Below are 21267 nucleotides of genomic sequence, written 5' to 3'. Positions count from 1 at the left end.
CGTTGTAATGACTAGAAACCACTCTCCCGCACGCCCAAGGCCGCCATTCGCCGCCAGGCGATACCCAGCCACGACTCACTGCGACCTTGCAGCACCGCCACGCCGCGCAGCGGATGGATCGGCGTCGGCACCTCCTCAAGCAACCGCAGGCGCGCACCGTATTGCGCCTGCACCGGCTCCGGACGACGGTTTTCGTCGCGGCGCACGGCAATCGGACCGTGATGATCGGAAGTCAGGGCCTCCTGGTCGATGGCCACTACGCCATTGGCATCGACGTCCAGCAGCTCCACCGGCCAGGCCGGCCGCATCGGGTCGTCGGCGACAAATCGTCCCTTCGCCCCCGGCGCGACCCGCCACAAGTCCTCTTCAGCCAGATAGCCACGCATGCGGGTGCCGCCCTCGACGACCCGCGCCAGCGGCTCCTTGGTCGAAACCCAGCGCCCGGCGACCAATTGCGGCATCAGGTCGCGCACCTGGCCGGCCTGGGGTGCCTTCAACAGCAGACGCTCACGGCGCGCCTGCAACCCCCGGTATTCGGCCACGGCCTCCGCCAAGCGCTGTTCGAGAATGCCGACATCCGCCGCCGTTTCGCTGCGCCCGGCCTGGCGGCGCATCTGCAATTGCAGGATATCGATTTCACGGCGCACGATGATCAAGCGCGAGTCGACGTCTGGCGACTCCAGCTCCACCAGTACCGTGCCCGCCTCGATCATCTGCCCATCGTGCACATTGACCTGCTTGACCCGCGCGGCAACCGGCGCATGCAGCGCCGTGACCCGCCCGGCCTCGAGCATCACCGGGATTTCCACGCTGCTGCGCCAGGGCACCGCCACCAGCAACAGCAGCGCCAGCAGGCCCAGACCGCTGAGCAACACCCGTGGGGTGTGCGCCTGTTCACGTCGCGACCACCATTCGCGGGCCTCCTTGAAAATCGGCAGGAAGATGAACCAGCCCAGCTCCACCATCATCAGGAAGATACCCAGCAACTTGAAGAACAGGTGATAGACCGCCAGGGCGATCCCGAAAAACAGCGTCGCACGCCACAACCAGGAGAGGAATCCCCACCACAGCAGGCGGCGGCGCATGGCCGGCGGCCAAGGCTCGGGGGCCGGCTCATCGTAGCCGAACAAGGCCTCGCGCAATTGCCAGCGACACAGGGCAAAGGCCCGGCCCTGGAGGTTGTCGATTTCCCAGAAGTCACTGAGCAGAAAATAACCATCAAAACGCATGAACGGGTTGAGGTTGACCGCCAGGGTGGTCAGCCAGGTGGCGCTGGCAAGCATGAACGCCGCCGTGCGCGCCGGCCCGTCCGGTAATAGCGACCAGGCCAGCAGGGCGATACAGGCCAACAGCATCTCGGCCATGACCCCGCCGGCACCGATCAATAATCGCGCCTTGCGGTCGTTGATCCGCCAGGCGTCGCTGACGTCGGTGTAGAACAACGGCAGCATGACCATGAAGGCCACGCCCATGCTCTGCACCCGACATCCGGCGCGCTTGGCCATGAACGCATGACCGAACTCATGGCAGAGTTTGGCGAAGAACAGCGCGATGCCGAAGGCCATGGCCCCGCCGAGACTGAACAGGTGCGGAAAAGTCGAGAGAAAACGCTCCCAGTCCCGCGACACCAGAAACACCCCCAGCCCCAGGGTGGCCGGCAAGCCGTAGCGCAGCAGGCGCGGGCCAAAGCGTTGCAACCACGGCCAGGTGCGATTGAGGAAGGCATCCGGGCGCCACAGGGGAATGCGGAAAAACAGATATTGATGCAGCGCCATCTGCCACAGACTCTGGCGCGACGCGGCAGCTTTCCAGGCGTAGCTGGCGCGCTGTTGTGGGTCCAGCGCGGCAATCAGGTCATGGGCGCGCAGAAAGCCCAGCAACTGCTCCAGCTCAGGGTCGCCCAGCGGCAGGCCCGGTTCGCGGTTCGCCGCTTGCAACACCTGCGCCGGATCACCCAGCGACCAATGCCGCAGCAGGCGGATGGCCTGGACGCCAAGCTTGAAATAACGCCCGCGCACGGGGTCGGCCAGGGTCCAGCGCGGCGAACCGTCCAACGCCGGGGCGGCCGTGGTGAGCTGCAGATCCGCGCGCAGGCTGGGCAGGTTCATTACAGCCCGACACTCTGGCGCAACCCGGCCAAGGGCCGACGCAGCAGGTACAAGGCCAATGGCGCGCGCTGGCCAAAGAGTTTCGCTGTGCCGCGCAAGCCGATGCGCGGCACCGGGGTATCATTGAAGCTGGCATCCAGGCGATAGGCCAACTGCCCGGCCGGGGTCGATTGCGCCTCGTAGGCCACCCGCTCCAGCCTGGCCGAGTAACGCTGCAAGGGATCGCTGTCGAGGAACAACGCGACTTCAGCATCGGACGCCAGGGCGATGGCGTCGCCGACCGCCAGTTCGATGCGCAGTTCGGCCTGGCTCGGGTCGGCGATTTCCATCAGCCGTTCACCGGTCTGCACCGGCTTGCCGGTCCAGCGTTCAGCATCGGCGAACACTGCGATACCGTCACGTTCGGCGCGCACCTCGCTGCGTTTGAGCAATTCGGCGGCGTAATCGCGTTCGGCGCGTTTCTGCTCGACCCGCGCCGCCAGCAAATCGATCTTCGAACTCGACTCGGCATCGGCAAAGGCCCGCTGGGCATTGGCCTTCAATTCGGCTTCGGCCACGCCGAGGGCGCGTTGGGCCACATCGGCCTGGGCCTTGAGGGTGGTGCTCTCGAAGCGTACCAACAGGTCGCCGGTCTTCACCGTCTGGTTCGGTTTGACCAGGAATTCGGCAATCACCCCGTCCAGCGGCGCCGCCACTACCCGGCCGGCCAGCGGCACGACTTCCGCCGGCGCCAGCACTGACTGGCGCACCGGAATCAGCAGGCTCAGCAACGCCAGCACCACCAGCAACGCCTGGCGCTTGCGGGTAAAACGCAAACGCCACGGCCGGCGGGGCTGCAAGGCAAGCCAGGCATGGCTGTAGGTGTCGCCCAATTGCGCCAGCAGCACCTGTTCGGACGGACTCCAGGGATTGTCACGGGCCAGCCAGAGGCCGCCGAAGACCTCGCCCTTGTGATCGAGCAGCGGCAACCAGAACACCTGAGGCGCCGACAGGCTCTGCCAGTCCTCGCGCACGGAGGCGGTGAAGGCGTCCATTGGCACCACGGTCGCCGGCTTGGCCCGTTCCAGCTTGAAGATCTGCGCCACTGCGTGTTCGACGAAAGCGACAAACGGCGCATTCGGCTCCACCGAGCTGACCCCGGTCACCGCCCGCACCTTGCCGGCAATCAGCAGGGCGGCGTGGCGAAAGCCGAACAGTGCCTGGCCATCGTTGACCAGGCTATAAGCCAACTGTTCGGTGGTACGGGCGGCGCGGGTCAGGCGCTCAAGGTCGAGGAACTGGGCGAACACCCGCTCCACGGCGCCCGCTACCGGCGCGTTCACTTCAACGCCTCGAAGCGCGCGGTGCCGCTCATGCCTGCCAGCAGACCGTCGGCCTTGGGCAAGCTGGCCACCAGCAACAGGGTCTGGCTGCCTTCATCGATCCGCGCGCCCAGGCGTTTGATGGTGGCCGTCAATGGCTGCCCGGTTTCATCCGGGACAAAGCTGAAGGTCTGGCCGGCCTTGAGCTTGCCCATCCAGCGCGACGGCACCAGCAGGTGAATTTCCAGGGTGCGATTGTCGACGATCTCCAGCATCGGCGCCCCGGCCGAGACGCTTTCATAGCGCTGGACCTTGCGCTGCACAACCTGGCCGTCATAGGGCGCAATCACGCTGCAACGCTTGACCTGCACCTGGTAGACCTGGGCCTGGGCCTGGGTTTCGGCGAGCTTGGCCTCGGCGCGGGCCACTTCGAAGCGGCCGACGGAGTTCAACGAAGCCAACTGTTTATTGTGCGCCAACTCCTCACTGGCACCGCGGCTGGCAGCCTGGGCGGCATTGAGTTGGGCCTGATAGGCCGAGCAGTCGAACCGCGCCAGGGTGTCGCCCTGCTTGAAGGTCTCGCCTTCACTGAACGGCAACTCGACAATGCGCCCCGACAGCTCGCTGGCGAGCATCGCCTGGTCACGGGCGCGCAATACGCCACGGGCCTCGCTGGCGGCGGCGACATGCGGCGCAGCGGTATTATTATCCAACAGCGGATCGACCTCGGCCGGCGTCTGCGCCTGAACCAGGCACGCCATGCAGGACAACCCAAACACACTCACCCGCAAACACCACATATAAAGGGACTCCTTGTCGGACAATCGCGAGTCTACGGCAGCCATATCAAGCGTCAAGCCAATTGCCACTATGTTTATCGAACAACCGGGCGGTCGTCGATGTGCGGCAGATCACAGGCTGCAACGCCGTGCTGGCTACAAGCATAGGTGTTGCGGCCCGGCTTCGGTATTATTCGCGCCATTCCCGGCCTCGCTGCCGCTCGTTTATCGAATTAGGGACAATTCATGCGTATCGGTCTTCTGACATCTCTGGCGCTGGCGGTAAGTGCCAGCTTCTGCTCACAGGTCTTGGCCAGTTCCGACGACACCTGCTACCCGCGTTGGTCGATGCTCAAGTACAGCCTCGACGGCTGCAGTAACCTCGCCTTCCTCAACCCGGGCAACGACAGCCGGGTCAACCTGCGTCTGTTGCTCGCCGACCAGGGCGCCCTGCCCCTGGCACCCAACCCGCTGAGCAACGACGACCTGGGCGCGGGCTTCGGCCCGGTACCGTTCGCCACGACACGCCTTGACGCCGCCCCTGAGCCGGTCGTCGGCGCCGAACCGGGCAAGCCCGTCGCCACCCCGCTGGACGAGGCCCTGGGAAAACTCGGTATCACCCGCGAAAACGCCAACTCCGCCGTCAGTTCGCTGCTGTCCGGCGAAGGTGGACGCTGCCGCAGCAACGACGCCGACAGCGCCACGACCTTTATCAACCAGTTGCTGGGCAGCAGCGAACTGCCAGCCCCCGAGCGCCAGGCCCTGGCCCGTAGTCGCGTGCAGATGCTCGGCACCTGCGCCTGGGAACCGGCGCAGCAAGCGAGCCTGGTGCCCGCCGTGCAGTCGGCCCAGGGCCAGGCATTTGCCAGTTACCTGAACGGTGCCATCAGTTTCTATAGCGGACGCTTCGCCGACGCCGCCCAGGCCTTCGCCAGCCTGAGCGAGAGCCCGCAACCCTGGCTGAAGGAAACCGCGCAATACATGCAGGCGCGCACCGCCCTCAACCTGGCGCAACAGAACACCTTCGATAGCGACGGGATGCCGACCAAGGAAGAGGCCGACGCAGTCCAGTTGAAACTGGCTGAAGACGGTTTCCAGCACTACCTCGGTACCTGGCCCGAAGGCCTCTACGCGACCTCCGCCCGCGGCCTGTTGCGCCGGGTCTACTGGTTGGCGGGGAACTCCGAGAAGCAGGCAACCGAATACCTCTGGCAACTGGGCCAGGCCAAGGCCGAGCAGCGCAACGTGACACCCGATGAACTGGTGCAGGAGATCGACAACAAGCTGCTGTTCGGCAGCGGCAAGGTCGAGCAGCCGTTGTTCCAGGCCCTCGACGACCTGATGGGCATGCGCCCCGGTTACGGCGAGAACGCCACGCCCAAGCTGACCCTCGAGATCTTGCAGGCGCAAAAACCGATCTTCGCCGCGCAACCGGCGCTGTACGACTACCTGCAGGCGGCGTTCCAGCTGTACGTCGCGAAAAACCCGGAACTGGCGCTCAAGTCCCTGCCGACCGAGATCCCGGCAAAACTCGACTACCTCGCCTTCAGCCAGCAGATGCTGCGCGGCCTGGCGCTGGAGGCGAAACAGGACGGCAACGCTGCCGAAGCCCTCTGGCTGCAACTGCTGCCACAAGTCCACCAGCCGCTGCAACGCGAGCAGGTCGAACTGGCCCTGGCTTACCACTACGAGCGTAACCAGCAGGTGGCCAAGGTCTTTGCCGGCGACTCGCCGATCAAGACCGCGCAAGTGCGCGCCATCCTGCTGCGGCATATCGCCGATGCCGGCCTGCTGCGCCAGGTCGCCCAGGGGGAAGCTTCCACCGAGCGGGATACGGCACTGTTCGTGTTGCTCTACAAGGACCTGCGCCTGGGCCATTACGCCGATTTCACCGCCGACCTCAAGCAGTTACCCGCCGAGCCGTCCGACACCAAACTGGGTGCCTCGCTGGGTTACACCTACAGCGGCGGCCAGCCGCTCAAGCTGTTCCGTTGGAGCGGCGCCAAGGCCGAATCCGGCTATGCCTGCCCGACCATTGGCGAGACGGCGACGACCTTGCAAGCCGACGCGAAGCAGCCCCAGGCGCTGAACTGCCTGGGGGAATTCATCCTGCGCAACAGCCTGGACGGCATGCCGCTGGATAGCCAGCGCAGCGCGGATGAACTGGGCGGGACCGCGTCCTTGTTCAAGGGCACGACCTTCTCGCGTCTCGACGGCTACCAGAGCGTGATCGGCGATACCAAGGCGTCAGCCCCGGACAAGGCCTACGCACTGTTCCGTGCCATCAACTGCTATGCGCCCTCGGGCTACAACAGTTGCGGCGGGAAAGAAGTGACACCGGCGCAGCGCAAGGCCTGGTTCAAACAGCTTAAAACCAGCTATGCCAGCACCCAGTGGGGCAAGTCGCTGCAGTACTACTGGTAAGTGGCCGTGGGTCGCTGGCGCTGGCTGTTGCTGGCCGGGCTGCTGGCGTTGGCCGATGCCCGGGCGGCGGTCGATGCGCGGGACTACGACAGTTTCTGGCTGTGGAGCGGCGTCGCCCCGCAGCCGGTGCTGAGCCAGGCCAAGAGCCTGTATATCCTGCAAGGCCAGGTCAGCGAGTCACGGCGCTCGCCGCAGCGGACGGTCAACTTTATCGCCCAGGGCATTGCCATTCCACGCCTGACCCGGGGCGAGGTCTGGGTGGTCTATCGCGCCCACACCCTGCGTTGGCCGGAGTCGGTCTATCAGCAGTTACTCGGCCAGGTGAAACGCTGGCAACAGGCGGGCAACCCGGTGGTCGGCATCCAGATCGACTTCGATGCCCGCACCCGCTATCTCGACGAATATGCCGCTTTTTTGCGCGATCTGCGCCAGCGACTGCCGGCGGAGTTGCGCCTGAGCATCACCGGACTGATGGACTGGAGCAGCAATGCCGACCCGGCGGCCATCGCCCAACTCAAGGGCGTGGTGGATGAGGTGGTGGTGCAGACGTATCAGGGGCGGCACAGCATTCCCGATTACGCCGCGTACCTGCCACGGATGAACCGTCTGGGCGTGCCGTTCAAGATCGGTTTGATCCAGGGCGGCGAGTGGCAGGCGCCGGGGTATTTGAAGGGGAATGAGTGGTTTCGGGGGTATGTGGTGTTTCTCCAGAACCCTTAGCGACCGGACAATTCCCTTTCCCTTGCCTGAAATTTCCTAGAAAATCCTTTCGCCTTGCGCCTGCTGGAGCCGGTCACTAGTCTTCGTCCTATCGCTGCAAAATCAGCGATCGGGCGTGAGAACCCGTGCTCAGTAAGCGCATCAGCGCCACTTTCGTTACGAACGCCTTTTCATCAGAAAACGCTTCATGGCGGCTGTGCGCAGGCAGACTTCGGTCTGGCCGGTTGCCTACTGTCCGGTATTCTCACCCTGTGTACAGCTGCCACCCTTTGCCGCGTGAGAACGGCAATCGATGGCCCCTCATTACGTACATGTAGGAGCTGGACCATGGATAAAAGACTTACACCCGACCCGCCGATCATTTTCCCGGCATCAGGTCGCGCAAAGATCGGAAAACCTCACTTCGACGCCGCCGCCGAACGCGCTTTCGCCCACTACGGGCTGCCGCTGAGCGACGATCCGCTCAGGCCTCATCCGACCTTCTCACCCACTCGCAGCGCATCGTCACTCAGCCTGGAAGACAAGTTGGTCAACGCGCTGTCGATCCTGCAATCGGCGGCGGCCACGGCTTATGAGTCCGCCGATCAACTCGACGGGGCGAAGCGCAAGTTGGCGATGGGGACCGTGCATTTGATCGAGTTGGCGCAGTCGTGGCTGGACTCGGTGATCAATGAGACGTCGACAATGGGAGCTGCGGGCTGATCCAGGGCCCGCGGCGTCATTGAGGACGTCTTCGCGGGCAAGCTCCGCTCCCACAGTAAATTTCGCGTCGGACCTGAAGTATGTGTACGACCGATAACCACCTGTGGGAGCGGAGCTTGCCCGCGAAGACGGCGGGACAGACAGCACAAAATCAGCGGATGTGTATCAACGCACTACAGGCCGCAACGGAATGACCTCGGCAATCGAACCTCAGGCATTAAGCCGAAAACTCTCCAGCCACGGCCCCAGTTCGGCTGACCGCATCGGTTTGGAAATCAGAAACCCCTGCGCCACCTCATAGCCCTGGCTCTGGAGAATCTTTTGCTGGCCCGATGTTTCCACACCCTCGGCCACCACCCGCAACGCCAGGCTCTCGCCGATACGGATCACAGCTTCGCTCAGGGCCTGGCTGGTCTCGTCGGTCTCCAGGTCATGGACAAAACTGCGATCGAGCTTGAGCTCCTGGATCGGCAACCGCCGCAGGTAGCTCAAACTCGAATAGCCCGTGCCGAAGTCGTCCATGGCCAGACGGACCCCAAGGGCATGGACCTCGTCGATCGTGTACAAGGTATCCGGGTTGCTGTCCATCAACACGTTCTCGGTGATTTCCAGTGTCAGGTCCGCCGCCACCAGACCGTTCTGCGACAAGGCCCGACTGATAAAACGTGGCAGATCACGGTTGTGAAAATTGGTCGGCGAGAGATTCACCGAAATATTTGGCACCTTCAGATGCTGACGGCGCCAGTTCGCCAACTGCCGACAGGCTTCACGCAACGTCCATTGGCCAAACTCGCCGATCAACCCGCACTCCTCGGCCATGGGAATGAAGGTGCTGGGCGATACATCGCCGAATTGCGGATGGTGCCAACGCGCCAGGGCCTCGATGCCGCACAGGTCCTGGTGGTTGAGATCGACTTGTGGCTGATACACCAGGTGCAGTTGCTTCCGATCAATCGCCTCACGCAGGGCCGTTTCCAGGCTCAGCCGCCCCTTGGCCATCTGATCCAACCCGTGACTGAAGAAACTGACGCTGCCCCGTGCATTGGTCTTGGCCTGGTACATGGCGATATCGGCCCGTTGCAGCAAGACCTCCATGGTCCGGCCATCTTCCGGGAACATACTGACGCCAATGCTGGCGGACGGCTTGAGCGTCACACCGGCGATCTGACATGGAGCGCTCAGACTGCTTTTCAGACCGACAAGAAGATCGGTCACCTGCTCCAGCGTGCATTGCGGCAGCACCAGCACAAACTCATCGCCGGACAGTCGGCAGACAATATCCTGCTTGCGCCGCCGCTCATTCAACCGCCGGGCGATCATGCACAGGAACTCGTCGCCCGCCGAATGCCCGAGGGAGTCGTTGACCTGCTTGAAGCGGTCCAGGTCAATGAAGACTACGGCCAGACTACTCTTGCCGCGCACCGCATCGGCAATCGCCTGGTCGGCCTTGGCATGCAGCATATTGCGGTTGGGCAGCCCGGTCAGGTCGTCGTAGAACGCCAACTGGCGGATATGGGCACGGGACTCTTCGCGCTCCAGGGCCAGCGCGCAGAGGTGGATCGTGGCATTCACCAACAACTGATCCAGCGGGCTCGGCTCACGTTTCTCCCGGTAGTAGAACGCAAAGGTTCCCAGCACCCGGCCCGAACTGGACTTGATCGGCGTCGACCAACAAGCCTTGAGGCCCAATGGAATCACCTTGTCGCGAAAGCCTTCCCAGAACGGGTGATGGGCAATGTCCGTCACAACCACCGGCTCACCACTGAACGCCGCCGTACCGCAAGACCCGATTTGCGGCCCGATACGCAAACCATCCAGGGCATTGGAGTAATGTTCGGGCAAGCTGGGGGCCGCCAGGGGATGCAAGCTGCCCGCTTCGTCCACTCGCAGGATCGAGGCAACCACGTCGGGGGCAATCCGCTCGACTTCACGACAGACCAACGTCATCAACGCCGCCAATGACTCCTCTCGAACCATGGCTTCGAGCACTTTGTGCCGCAGAATCTCCGGCATCCGCGAATGGGTCACATCAATCAGCACGCTGACGGTGTTGGTCAGCAGGCCAAGGTTATCGAGCACCGGGTAGGTGCTGATATTGCACCAGACACGACGGCCATCATGGCGATAACCGAACGCCTGTGAATGGTAGGTTTCACCTCTGCCCAGTTGGCCACGGATAGCGGCAATATCTTCCAACTCGAAATAGGGTGCGATGACGCTGATGGGCGTCCGTCCCACCACGGCGGCTTCGTCGTAGCCGAACATCTGGGTGAACCCACCGTTGACGTAGCAAATCTGCCATTGGGCATCGGTGATGATGATCGCGTTTTCGGTGCTGTCGACCACCAGCGACAGCAGAGACAGGCGCTCGCGCGCCTCATGCTGGAGGGTGATGTCCTTGATGAAGGCGGTGTACATCACCTGGCCGTCGGTCTTGACCTTGGAGATGGACATCGCGCCCCAGCGTCGGGAGCCATCTTTGCGCTCGATCAGTACGTCGCGGCTGGTGCCGACGATCTTGTTGACCCCCGTGCGGCGATTTTCATCGATATAGCGGTCATGATCCGCGCGGATCAACTGTGGCACCAGGATGCTGACGTTCTGCCCGATCACCTCCTCCCGACTGCACCCCCACAAGGCTTCGGCGGCAGCGTTGAACAAGATGACCCGGTTCTGGCTATCAATGACCACGACACTGTCGATGCTCTGCTCGAGGGTCTGGATGAAAACTTGGGAAAGATCCTGAATGTCAGGCATGGCGGTAGCGCACTCACGGGAAGGAAGACAAACACAGTGTCGGGCTCCTTCCCAGTGCTTCAGGATTTTGCTGATCGCTACTCCGCTTTTGCAAGGCTCAAGAGAAGATTGAAGGGGACATCCATCTCGGCGCCCAACAATAATAAAGTCATCATGTAAACACTGATATCAATATGCCGCCACCCGATCATCGGACTATTGACCTGGATCAAAGAACCCCAAAGGACAGATGTAATATCTTCGTCGCGACCCCGCGACGCGGGCGCTATCAAAAGCATTCTCATTAGCTATAGCGCTGCATCCCCCAACGTGTCACCGCCACTCGCTCCAGGGTGTCGAACACCAGCTCGGCCGCCAGTTGCCTTCGAATTAACTTAAATACTTACTATTAAGGAATATCAATGGGGCCTTTTTCATGAGCGCCCCGACACTGGGCGGTGACGGAAGACTACTTTTCCACACGCCCCAAGGACCTCTCCGACACACACGGATACCTTTAAAACCCGGCCCCTGGAACCTTGTGCAAAACACTGAAACCACGGGAAGCAATACGTATTGCCAAGAGGGCGAGTCCCTACAGCCACTTGGGAATCGATTGATAGTTTCAGGGAGGGCTGGTGAAAGAGAATGGCACCATGCAATCATCCGTCATGGCGCGCTTCAGTCGCAGAAAATGGACGGTTTGACAAGCACCCGGGCAGCTTCTAGTGTGCCATCGGATCACCCTTCAACCTTGTTCAAAACAGAGTAGTCGCGTGGCGGAAAAACCGAATCCCTTGAACAGCGTTCACGTCAATGGACCCATACCCGCCCACCTGGCCCGGGCGGTGATAGAGGAGACGTTGCGCAACGCCATCCTGGACGGGCGTCTTCCCTGTGGCCTGGCCTTGCGCCAACAGGAACTGGCGACACTGTTCGGCGTCAGCCGCATGCCCGTGCGCGAAGCCCTGCGCCAGCTCGAAGCCCAGGAACTCCTGAGTGTGGTGCATCACAAAGGCGCCGTGGTGGCGCCACTGATCGTCGATAACTCCATCGAAGCCTACGACTTGCGGATCCTGCTGGAAACCGAAGCCCTGCGCCTGTCGGTGCCCTTGCTCGATGACCATGATTTCAAACAGATCGAGCGGTATATCGATCTGCTGGAAACCGAAGCAGACTATACCCAGGTCGGACGGCTCAACCGTCTGTTCCACATGGCGCTCTACGGCAAGGCGCCCAATCACAAACTGTTGAAACTGATCGAGCAGGGTCTGGTGGAAGAAGAACGCTTCCTGCGCTTCAACCTGTCCGCCATGGGGCTGGGCAAACTCTCCCAGGATGACCATCGCGCCCTCCTCCGCTCCGCTCGGGCCGGCGAAATCGAGGTGTGCGTGGAAAACCTGCGACACCACCTGCAACGCGGCATTGAAGTGATTTTGCGTTATCTGGCCCAGTCCCGGTCTTGACCCCCTGAGCCGATACGCCAGCAGGGCCCAAGGCCTGCTGTTTTAGCGACGTGCACGGCGGCCCGCGGGCCGATGAGACAGGTTATCGGTGAACAACAACACCGCCGCCGACAAGCTGTAATCAGCTGTTTTGCATGATTTGTGAAAGAGATCGTGGGCGCACGCCCTGCCACGCGGGATGACCCTATCTATTCACCGCTTCGGACAGGTTTCGCCTCTTCTGGCGATAGCAGAACTGTCCGTTTGGGCACAGGCTTGCTCACCGATAAGGAATTGACGAGCGACGTACGGCTCTGCGCATGCAACTTTCGGATTACATCACTCACCCAAGGAGCACTTCCACGCGCCGGAAGTACGGATCAGCCGTGTCTCGGCCACGCCTATCAAACTATTAACCCAGCCCGTTGAGAGCCATATGAATGAGGCATTCAGTCATTCATTTAAATTCTGATCGTTATTACTCGGAAGGGGCACTCTCACCCCTAAAAACACGGCATTGCCAGTGTTATCGGCAACTCTCATCTATTAAAAAACCCAACTTACAATTGTTCTAAAAATAACTTGATCCGCGCTGATTATTTGTATTAATTTTTAATGGCTTTCGGGCAATCCCTGCTGCCAAGGCCTTAGCCAGCCTAGACATAGGCGCCCCGTAACACCAAACAAAATACGCTCAAACCGTTTGTACGATGACACTTTGGCGCATTTTAAATACGCCGTGTTTCCTCTCGACGCTTTCAATTTCTTATTGAGGAATCCGCTCGTCCGCCCGTTAGCCAATGTAACACTGCTCCATCGCCAGACCGATTAGAAGACACCGTGCAACCTGTCACAGCCCTTTCAACTTCGCAGCCACGTGGTGATTATTAATGAGCGCACTAAAGCACCTTCTCGACACCCGAAAAAAACAATTGACCCAACACCCTGTATTCAGTGAGATCCATTCACTTTCACTACTTCGACGGTTCATGGAAGTCCATGTTTTTGCGGTTTGGGACTTCATGTCGCTGACCAAGCGCTTGCAACAGGAGCTGACCTGTACCACTTTGCCGTGGCTGCCACCCAAGGACCCCCAGGCCGCGCGCCTGATCAATGAAATTGTCCTGGGCGAAGAGTCGGACCAGCGCGAAGGGCCCGGCCATTGCAGCCACTTCGAGTTGTATCTGGAAGCGATGCGCGAGGTCGGCGCCAGCACGGCCGCCATCGAGCGCTTCATTGAGTTGCTCCGTGAAGGCGTGACGGTCGATACCGCGTTGCGTACGGTGGACGCCGCGCCGATGGTGATCGGCTTTGTCAGAAACACTCTCGATATCGCCCTCAGCGCCTCGGCTCATCAGGTGGCCGCGGCTTTTCTGCACGGCAGGGAAAGTGTTATCCCGCAGATGTTCCAGCGGATTCTCGATGAGTGGGGCATCGATCACGCCCAAGCCCCGACCTTGCGCTACTACCTGCAACGGCATATCGATGTCGACTCCGAAGACCACGGGCCGGCGGCCGAACACTTGCTCGAACGCCTGGTGGACGGCCAGCCGCAACGCGAGGCGGAGATCTACAGCGCCGCCCTGGCAGCCGTGGACAGCCGCATGGCGCTGTGGGACGGCTTGCAGTTGAGCCTGAGCGAACGCGCAGTCGAGGTGGCAGCCTCATGAACGCCGCCGACTACACCTCCTTCGCCGATGCCTGGGAGAGCCGCGCCAGCATCCGTACCCGCCCGCGGCGCCTGCTCGAGGACGACGATCGGCTGATCTACCCGCTGAGCCGCCAGCCGCTGGTCAGCAGCGAGACGTTCCTCACCCTGTGCCCGGAGCAGCGGGATTTCGTGCTGCTGCAAAGCCTCTACAAATTCATCAATGACGTGGTGATTTTCGAGACCGATATCGTCGATCGCACCGCCCGCCGTATTGCCAAGGGGCGTTTTCCGATCAACTTTCCATTCGCCTGTCGTTATGACGCCATGACCGTGGTGGTGGACGAGGATTACCACGCCCTGGTGGCCATGGACTTCATGCAGCAGACCGTGGCCATGACCGGCATCGAGCCCCTCGAACTGCCCGAGGAAATCGAGTTGAGCCGGGCGATACCGGCGGCCATGGGCATGGCCCCCGAGCACCTGCAGGCGGCCATGGAGTTGATCTGCGTGGCGATCGCGGAAAACACGGTGACCAACGATGTCGCGGCCTTTGCCAAGGACGACACGATCAAGCCTTCGATCAAGGGCCTGATGGCCGACCACCTGCTCGACGAAGGTCGGCATGCCGGGTTCTGGACACGCCTGGTGCGGATCTACTGGCAGACCGCGAGCGAGGGCGACCGCGACCTGATCGCGCAAATCCTGCCGGTATTCATCGTCCATTACCTGACCAACGACATCCAGAAGGCCTTCGACTTTCGCGTGATCGAGCACCTGCCGGTGACCGAGGAAGTCCGCCAGGCCCTCAGGCGCGAGGCCCTGGGGCTGGCGTATCCGATCAATCGCCACCATCCGCTGGTGATCAATATCGTGCGCTTCCTGCGTAACAGCTCGCTGCTCGATTCGCCCTGTGTCCAGGACGCCTTGAGCGACTACCTGATCTAGCCAAGGAGATCATCATGAGACGTCTCACCCTTTTGCTCGTCGGCAGCAGCCAGGCGCTGGATGAATTGCTCCGCGAGCTGGAACAGCACGGTCACTCCATTCAGCGCCTGAGTCAGGCCCAGGCCATCGAAGCACAACCGCCGGGCGCGGCGGATCTGTTGATCGAAGATGGCAGCCTGGCGCTGCCCAGCAGTTGGCGGCGCGACCTCGGCGCCTGCATTCACTTGGCCCTGCGCCTGGAACAGGGGCCCCTGACGGCCCACGGCCTGCCCGAACTCAGCCTGCTTTGCCGCCTGGTGGAGGACAACGGTAGCCGCCTGATCCAGCGCCTGGGTGTTACCCAGGAAGGCTCCGGGAACGGCCAGGCGCTACGCCTCGCCGCGGTCCAGGCATTGGTCGAAGGGGTGGCCCTGCAGGTCAGCCGCTACTCCCGTGACGCCGAACACTTTGCCGAAGCCGCCACGTTGCCGTCGGCGCCAGGACTCCCGGAACAGGATCTGCGCGGGCTCGAATCCCTGGCCTTCGGGCACCGTTTCAACCAGACCGCACGCCCCGAGTTGCTGGCTCTGGCCCAGGTATCGGTTATCGCGCATATCGAAGCCAGCCTGCTGCACTTCGCCGAACGCCCGGCCCTGACCCTGGACGGGGTGTCGCTGACGTACCAGGAGCTACACGACCTGAGCCGGACGATCCAGCAAGGCCTGCTGGCCCGGCTCGATGCCTTGGGGCCGTTCGCCGAGCCGCCGGTGATCGGGCTCTGCCAGCACAAGAGTGCCGCGCTGTATGCCAGCATCCTGGCGATTCTCGGAGCCGGCGCGGTGTATCTGCCGCTGGATCCGGGCCATCCGCTGCAACGCCAACTGTTCGTCCTCAAGGACGCCGGCGCCATCTTGCTGCTGCACGACGGGCAAGACGCACTGGCCGAGCATCTGCCGGCCCTGGATGTCCGTAGCCTGGCACAGGCACCGGCAGATCAGCCCCTGGTGCGCCAGGCCCTTGCCCCCCAGGCGCCCTGCCTCGCGCTCTACACCTCTGGCACCACCGGGCAGCCCAAGGGCGTGCTGCTCAGCCAGCACAACCTCAGCCACTTCACCGCTTGGTATGCCGACTATGTGCAACTCAGCGAAACCAGTCGGGTCCTGCAGTTCTCGACCTTGAGTTTCGACTCGTCGCTGATCGACATCTTCCCGACCCTGGCCCGTGGCGCGGAGCTGGTGGTGCCCAGCGAAGACCAGCGCCGCGACCCCTTGCAACTGCTGGCGCTGATCCGTGGGCAACAGCTCAGTCATGCCTTCCTGCCGCCGGCACTGCTGAGCATTCTGCCGCTGGACACGCCCCTGGGCCTGAGCCATGTGATGACCGGCGGCGATGTCTGCGAGCCGGTTGTCATCGAACAGCTCGCGACCCAGTGTCATTTCTACAACCTCTACGGGCCCACCGAGACCACCGTGCTGGTCACCGCCAGGCAGTTCCAGGCCGGCTCCGGCAATCGCAGCCTGGGCCAGCCGATCGCCAACAGCCAGGTACTGATTCTCGACGAACAGCGCCAGCCGGTCACCGAGCAGACCGTCGGCGAGTTGTATATCGCCGGGCCCGGGGTCGGCCTCGGTTACCTGAACAATCCCGGCAAGACGGCGGACAGTTATCTGCAACTGGATCTGGGCCAGGGTGGCAGCCTGCGCGCCTACCGCACCGGCGACATGGCCAAATGGACCGGCGAGGGCATCGAGCTGTGCGGGCGCCGGGACAATCAGGTGAAGATCCGCGGCTTCCGGGTTGAGCCTGAGGAGATCGAACACAGCCTGCGCGACAGTCGTCTGTATCGCCAGATCGCGGTGGTCATCGATCCCCGGCGGCGGGTGCTGGCCTTTATGAGCCAGCCGCAGTCCCCCGGCGGCCAGGACGCCCTCAGGCAGCATGCCGAGCGCTATCTGCCGGACTATATGCAACCGATCGTCTACACCGAGCTGGCCTGCCTGCCTTCGGCCAGCAACGGCAAGATCGATCGGGCAGCGTTGCTCAAGCTGCCGGTCGAGACGCCCGAAAACAGCCGCCGCCGCTTACCCGCCACGGCGGACGAAAGCCGACTGCTGACGCTCTGGGCCGAGTTGCTGGAGTTGCCCGTCGAAGACATCTCCACCGACGAAAGCTTCTTCAACCTCGGCGGCCACTCGATCCTGCTATCGAAAATGCTGCTGGGTATACGCGAGCAGTATGGTCGGGGTATCTCCATCAACCGTTTTATCGAGGAACCGACCTTGTGCCGCCTGGCGATGCTGGTCGGAGGCGCGGCCACCACCCAGGCTCTGAGTGAACAGATCCTGATCGACACTTCCCGTGAACTCGGGCTGAACATCTTGCCCGCCGAGCGCGCCGGCGATGTGAACAAGGTAGTGGTGACCGGCGCCAACAGTTTTGTCGGCGTGCATCTGGTCGAAGCGCTACTGGCCGGCGGTGCCGTCGAGGTCGCCTGCCTGGTCCGCGACAGCGCGGCGGAACCGGCGGCCGAGCGTTTTGCCCGGGCCCTGCGCGAGAACCGTCTGGAGCATCTGGACCTGAGCCGCGTGCGGGTCCATGCCGCCGACCTGACCCGTCCGCTGTTGGGACTGGCCCCGGCGGTCTACGAGCGGATCGATCGTGAGTTCGGTGCCCTGGTGCACAACGCGGCCAACGTCAACCACGTGCTCGACTACGAGTCGCTGGCACCGGACAACGTCGATCCACTGTTCGAATGCCTGCGCCTGTGCGAAGGCCGCAGCAAGAAGATCTTCAACTTCATCTCGACCCTGTCGGCCTCCAGCAGTGTCGATGCCCAGGGCCGGGTGCTCGAACAACCGGCGGCCCAGACTCCGCCGATCTATATCAGGAACGGCTACAACCTGAGCAAGTGGGTCGGCGAGCGGATCCTGCATCGGGCTCGCGAGCAAGGCGCCTGGGTCAACCTCTACCGGCCCGGCAATATCAGCTTCAACAGCCGCACCGGGGTCAGCCAACCCCACAAGAACCGGCTGATGCTGATGCTCAAGGGTTCGTTGCAACTGGGCCAGGTGCCCGCCCTGGAGCTCAACTTCGACCTGATGCCGGTGGACTTCCTCGCCCGCTTCATCGCCGTGCATGGCCGGCGCACCAGCGCCCATGGGGTATTCAACCTGCACAACCCGCAACCCCTGAGCTGGGCCGATTACATGGCCTCGTTCCGCGAGGCCGGGCACGACTTCCAACTGGTCAGCGTCGCCGACTGGCAACGCCAGTTGCATCGGGTCGACAGCAGCAATGCGCTGTTCGAAGTCCTGGGCTTCTACCTCAACGGTTTCGAGGAGGATATCGGCGATATCTCGGCCATCGGCCATGCCCATGCCGCCGCCGGCGTGCGCGAGATGGGCGAGCAATACCCGGCCAAGACCCCGGCGCTGCTGCGCAAGGGCTGCGACTACCTCAAACAGATTCAATTCATCTGATTCACCCCACCCACAAGGAGTTACATCATGAATAACCTGCAACCCGATAGCCTGATCCGCAACCCACAAGGCAGCCCGGTGATTTCATCGGTGGAAGTCGCCCGCGACGCGGCCACGGTCTGGGCCGTGGTCGGCGATTTCGGTGGATTCGCAGCGTTTATCCCAGCCCTGGAGCGCATTGAAATAATCGGCGAAGGCGTCGGCTCGCTACGCAAGAAAGTCTTCAAGGACGGCAACCTGGTGGTCGAGCAGCTCAACTCGCGGGACGAGCAGGCGCGGCGGATGACCTGGACGACAATCTACAACACCCTGGGGGTTGGCCAGCTATGGGCGGCGATGACCGTCGAGGCGCTGGATGCGGACCGCAGCCGCGCGACCTGGACCATCATTGCCGAACCGGCCAGCGGTGGCGAAGAGGCGTTGCCGGGGTTCCGCAGCTTCGTCCAGGGGTTTGCCGACGATGCGATGAACAACGTGCGGACGTTGCTGGCCTGATCAAGTTCGGCGCCTGCCGCCAGGTATTGCCTGCGGTCTGCTGAACGACAGATCTCCTCTGTGGGAGCGGTGCTTGCCCGCGAAGCTTGTGGCGGCCTTGAGGCCGCCTTCGCGAGCAAGCTCTGCTCCCACACAAACCCTGCTCCCACTAGAGAGGGGGTCAGCACAGGTATCGCCGGATCAGATCCGGAAACTGTCCACCAACTGCTTCAACCGTCCGGCCTGCTGCGCCAACGCATCGCAATCCTTCAAGGTTTCATTCAGGTTGGCCACACCTTGCTGGTTCAGCAGGTTGATCTGATTGATATCGACGTTGAGGGTTTCCACCACCGCGGTCTGTTCCTCGGTTGCGGCCGCTACCGACTGGTTCATCCCGTCGATCTCGGTAATCCGCTGGGTCACGCTGACCAGGCGGGCGCCGGCCTGGTTGGCGACTTCAACGCTCTCCTCGCTGGACACCTGGCTGGCATTCATGGTGGTCACCGCTTCCCGTGAACCGACCTGCAACGAGGTGATCATCTTGTGGATCTCCTCCGCCGATTCCTGGGTCCGGTGGGCCAGGTTACGCACCTCATCGGCCACCACGGCAAAACCGCGTCCCGCTTCACCCGCCCGCGCCGCTTCAATCGCCGCGTTGAGGGCCAGCAGGTTGGTCTGCTGGGAGATGCCCTTGATCACATCCAGAATGTGCCCGATGTTATCGGTGCTGGCATTCAGCGTTTCGATCTGGGTGCAGGACAAGCTGATCTTCTGCGACAGCTCGGTCATCGCCAGGATGGTTTTTTCCACCACCTGACGCCCGTCGTCCGCCTGCTCGCTGGCACCACTGGCGTGTTGCGAGGCATCGGCGGCATTACGGGCGATTTCCTGGGTAGCCGCCCCCAGTTCGTTGATCGCCGCCGCCACGCTGTTGGTTCGCGCGCTCTGCTCGTCGGAACCGATGATCGAGGCATTCGAGGAGTTCATCACCCGCTGGGACAGGTCGTGCACCTGGCGCGTGGCCGAGGACACTTCACTGATGGAAGCGTGGATACGCTCGACGAACTGATTGAAGGAACCGGCGAGCTCGCCGAATTCGTCCTTGTTCTCGATGCTCAGGCGCCGGGTCAGGTCGCCTTCGCCCCGGGCAATGTCCTGCATCGCGCGACCCATTGTGGTCAACGGACGCATCAGGAACTGGATCAACAGGGTCAGCAGCACTGCGATCGCCACCACGGCAATCAACATCGCGATCAACGCCGAAGTCCGGAACTTGCTCAATGGCGCATAAGCCTTGTTCCGGTCAATGGACAGACCGATATACCAGTCCGCCGAAGGTAGCCCCACCACCGGTGTGAACGAGATAATCCGTTCCTGATTGTTCAAGGTGACTTCCTGGATACCCTTGGCAATCCGCAGCCCGGAGTTCGGGTAGATGTCCTTGAGGTTCTTCATCACCTGGTCTTTGTCAGGGCTGACGATCACCTGCCCGTCGCCACTGACCAGGAAGGCCTGGCCAATACCGCCGAAGTCCACCGAGTTGATGATCTTCACCAGGGTTTCCAGGCTCAGGTCACCGCCCACGACACCGAGCAGTTGCCCGTTGCTCTTCACCGGCAGGGCAATGGTTACCACCAGGCCGCCCACCGAGGCCATATAGGGAGGCGTCAGCATGGTCTTGTCCGCCACGACAGCGGATTTGTACCAGGGCCGCTGACGTGGGTCATAGCCGTCGGGCATCTTCGCGTCGGGACGCTGGGTGAAGGTGCCGTCGGTCTGGCCGACGTAGGTGAACTGAAAGTTGGAGGTCAATGCCGGTTGATCGACCAGTCCCGGGTAGTCGGCCTTGCTGCCCTGGTGGGCAACGTTCTGCGCCAGGTTCTCCAGTATCAGGATCCGCCCACCCAGCCAGTTCTGCACGCTGCTGGCGGTCAGGTCACCGGCTTGCTGGATGGAGGTTTCGAGGTTCTGCCGGATGGTACCGCGCTGTAGATAGTCGTTGTAGAACGTGAACAGCGCAAAGGCGAGAACCACGACACCAGAGGCGGCCAAGAGGATTTTATGGCTGAATTTAAGATTCATTTCATGGACTTCTTATTATGCCGAAAATGGGGATGCGTGCGGGTGCAACACTCGTTGGGGGCGCAGGCAGCGTTCTATGACTGCTCCACTTTGGTGCACGCATCATTCACCATACTGTCGGCACCATGGGATGAAAACTTAGCTCATTTCAGGAAATGTCTGGAGGATTTTTTGCACGCCCAAAACAAAACCCCCGTCTGCGTGAGCAGACGGGGGTTTCGGAATTCAATCTTGACGATGACCTACTCTCACATGGGGAAACCCCACACTACCATCGGCGATGCATCGTTTCACTGCTGAGTTCGGGATGGGATCAGGTGGTTCCAATGCTCTATGGTCGTCAAGAAATTCTGTGGCCAGACCCGCCACTGGAGGCGTGTCAGCAAAATCGGGAACTTCTACTAAAACAAAACCCCTGATCGCGTTAGCAATCAGAGGTTTG

At 62.0% G+C, this 21267-nt stretch carries 13 protein-coding genes and 1 rRNA gene; 8 read left to right on the top strand and 6 right to left on the bottom strand.

Annotated elements, in window-relative coordinates; all coding sequences use genetic code 11:
• Positions 1-11 precede the first annotated feature (11 nt).
• Genes M5B99_RS18340 through M5B99_RS18330 form a run of 3 tightly spaced genes read right to left on the bottom strand, consistent with a single transcriptional unit; the run spans position 12 to position 4209 of the window.
• On the bottom strand, positions 12-2108 hold the full coding sequence (locus M5B99_RS18340; RefSeq protein WP_248805361.1) for a biotin/lipoyl-binding protein: 2097 nt from the start codon (positions 2106-2108) through the stop codon (positions 12-14).
• On the bottom strand, positions 2108-3430 hold the full coding sequence (locus M5B99_RS18335) for an efflux RND transporter periplasmic adaptor subunit (RefSeq protein ID WP_248805360.1): 1323 nt from the start codon (positions 3428-3430) through the stop codon (positions 2108-2110). The genes M5B99_RS18340 and M5B99_RS18335 overlap by 1 nt, the downstream gene beginning before the upstream one ends.
• Positions 3427-4209 carry an efflux RND transporter periplasmic adaptor subunit gene (locus tag M5B99_RS18330; protein WP_248805410.1) on the bottom strand — a complete coding sequence of 261 codons (783 nt, stop codon included), beginning with the start codon at positions 4207-4209 and terminating at the stop codon, positions 3427-3429. The genes M5B99_RS18335 and M5B99_RS18330 overlap by 4 nt, the downstream gene beginning before the upstream one ends.
• 225 nt (positions 4210-4434) lie before the next feature.
• Between M5B99_RS18330 and M5B99_RS18325 the strand changes: the two genes are divergently transcribed.
• The 3 genes from M5B99_RS18325 (at position 4435) to M5B99_RS18315 (ending at position 8034) form a co-directional block, all read left to right on the top strand.
• Positions 4435-6612: an outer membrane assembly lipoprotein YfiO gene (locus tag M5B99_RS18325; protein ID WP_248805359.1), complete on the top strand. Its 2178-nt coding sequence runs from the start codon at positions 4435-4437 to the stop codon at positions 6610-6612.
• A 6-nt stretch (positions 6613-6618) separates the two neighbouring features.
• A complete protein-coding gene (locus tag M5B99_RS18320; RefSeq protein ID WP_248769452.1) occupies positions 6619-7332 on the top strand; it encodes a DUF3142 domain-containing protein in 714 nt (237 codons plus the stop codon).
• A 327-nt stretch (positions 7333-7659) separates the two neighbouring features.
• Positions 7660-8034, top strand: a complete 375-nt coding sequence (locus M5B99_RS18315) for a DUF6124 family protein (RefSeq protein ID WP_248805358.1) — start codon at positions 7660-7662, stop codon at positions 8032-8034.
• A gap of 210 nt (positions 8035-8244) precedes the next feature.
• Here M5B99_RS18315 and M5B99_RS18310 read toward each other — a convergent pair whose 3' ends face one another.
• Positions 8245-10791: an EAL domain-containing protein gene (locus M5B99_RS18310; protein WP_248805357.1), complete on the bottom strand. Its 2547-nt coding sequence runs from the start codon at positions 10789-10791 to the stop codon at positions 8245-8247.
• Between the two features lie 755 nt (positions 10792-11546).
• Between M5B99_RS18310 and M5B99_RS18305 the strand changes: the two genes are divergently transcribed.
• From M5B99_RS18305 to M5B99_RS18285, 5 genes are all read left to right on the top strand, one after another.
• Positions 11547-12236, top strand: a complete 690-nt coding sequence (locus M5B99_RS18305) for a GntR family transcriptional regulator (RefSeq protein WP_248805356.1) — start codon at positions 11547-11549, stop codon at positions 12234-12236.
• 869 nt (positions 12237-13105) lie between these two features.
• Positions 13106-13885 (top strand): DUF3050 domain-containing protein, encoded by a 780-nt coding sequence (locus tag M5B99_RS18300; protein WP_248805355.1) that lies wholly within the window; start codon positions 13106-13108, stop codon positions 13883-13885.
• Positions 13882-14811 (top strand): diiron oxygenase, encoded by a 930-nt coding sequence (locus M5B99_RS18295; protein WP_248805354.1) that lies wholly within the window; start codon positions 13882-13884, stop codon positions 14809-14811. The genes M5B99_RS18300 and M5B99_RS18295 overlap by 4 nt, the downstream gene beginning before the upstream one ends.
• Before the next feature lie 14 nt (positions 14812-14825).
• The gene (locus M5B99_RS18290; RefSeq protein WP_248805353.1) at positions 14826-18269 is read left to right on the top strand and encodes an amino acid adenylation domain-containing protein; all 3444 of its coding nucleotides are present in this window, start codon (positions 14826-14828) and stop codon (positions 18267-18269) included.
• 27 nt (positions 18270-18296) lie between these two features.
• Entirely contained in the window at positions 18297-18764 is a 468-nt protein-coding gene (locus M5B99_RS18285) for an SRPBCC family protein (protein ID WP_248805352.1), read from the top strand.
• 180 nt (positions 18765-18944) lie between these two features.
• Here the strand turns inward: M5B99_RS18285 and M5B99_RS18280 are convergent, their stop codons facing one another.
• Both M5B99_RS18280 and rrf read right to left on the bottom strand, forming a co-directional pair.
• Positions 18945-20825 carry a methyl-accepting chemotaxis protein gene (locus tag M5B99_RS18280; RefSeq protein ID WP_248805351.1) on the bottom strand — a complete coding sequence of 627 codons (1881 nt, stop codon included), beginning with the start codon at positions 20823-20825 and terminating at the stop codon, positions 18945-18947.
• Positions 20826-21054: 229 nt separating this feature from the next.
• Positions 21055-21170: ribosomal RNA gene (gene rrf / locus M5B99_RS18275) — 5S ribosomal RNA — on the bottom strand.
• Between the last annotated feature and the right edge of the window lie 97 nt (positions 21171-21267).

Origin of the sequence: Pseudomonas sp. MWU13-2100, assembly GCF_023242365.1 — a bacterium.
GTDB lineage: Bacteria > Pseudomonadota > Gammaproteobacteria > Pseudomonadales > Pseudomonadaceae > Aquipseudomonas.
Note: the sequence above shows the minus strand (reverse complement) of the source record. Positions and strands in the feature narration are given on the sequence as shown.

What these genes read in the sequence shown, in the direction of transcription:
- M5B99_RS18340 (WP_248805361.1), bottom strand. Translation starts at nt 2,108, where the DNA reads ATGAACCTGCCCAGCCTGCGCGCGGATCTGCAGCTCACCACGGCCGCC.
- M5B99_RS18330 (WP_248805410.1), bottom strand. Translation starts at nt 4,209, where the DNA reads ATGTGGTGTTTGCGGGTGAGTGTGTTTGGGTTGTCCTGCATGGCGTGC.
- M5B99_RS18325 (WP_248805359.1), top strand. Translation starts at nt 4,435, where the DNA reads ATGCGTATCGGTCTTCTGACATCTCTGGCGCTGGCGGTAAGTGCCAGC.
- M5B99_RS18315 (WP_248805358.1), top strand. Translation starts at nt 7,660, where the DNA reads ATGGATAAAAGACTTACACCCGACCCGCCGATCATTTTCCCGGCATCA.
- M5B99_RS18310 (WP_248805357.1), bottom strand. Translation starts at nt 10,791, where the DNA reads ATGCCTGACATTCAGGATCTTTCCCAAGTTTTCATCCAGACCCTCGAG.
- M5B99_RS18300 (WP_248805355.1), top strand. Translation starts at nt 13,106, where the DNA reads ATGAGCGCACTAAAGCACCTTCTCGACACCCGAAAAAAACAATTGACC.
- M5B99_RS18295 (WP_248805354.1), top strand. Translation starts at nt 13,882, where the DNA reads ATGAACGCCGCCGACTACACCTCCTTCGCCGATGCCTGGGAGAGCCGC.
- M5B99_RS18290 (WP_248805353.1), top strand. Translation starts at nt 14,826, where the DNA reads ATGAGACGTCTCACCCTTTTGCTCGTCGGCAGCAGCCAGGCGCTGGAT.
- M5B99_RS18285 (WP_248805352.1), top strand. Translation starts at nt 18,297, where the DNA reads ATGAATAACCTGCAACCCGATAGCCTGATCCGCAACCCACAAGGCAGC.
- M5B99_RS18280 (WP_248805351.1), bottom strand. Translation starts at nt 20,825, where the DNA reads ATGAATCTTAAATTCAGCCATAAAATCCTCTTGGCCGCCTCTGGTGTC.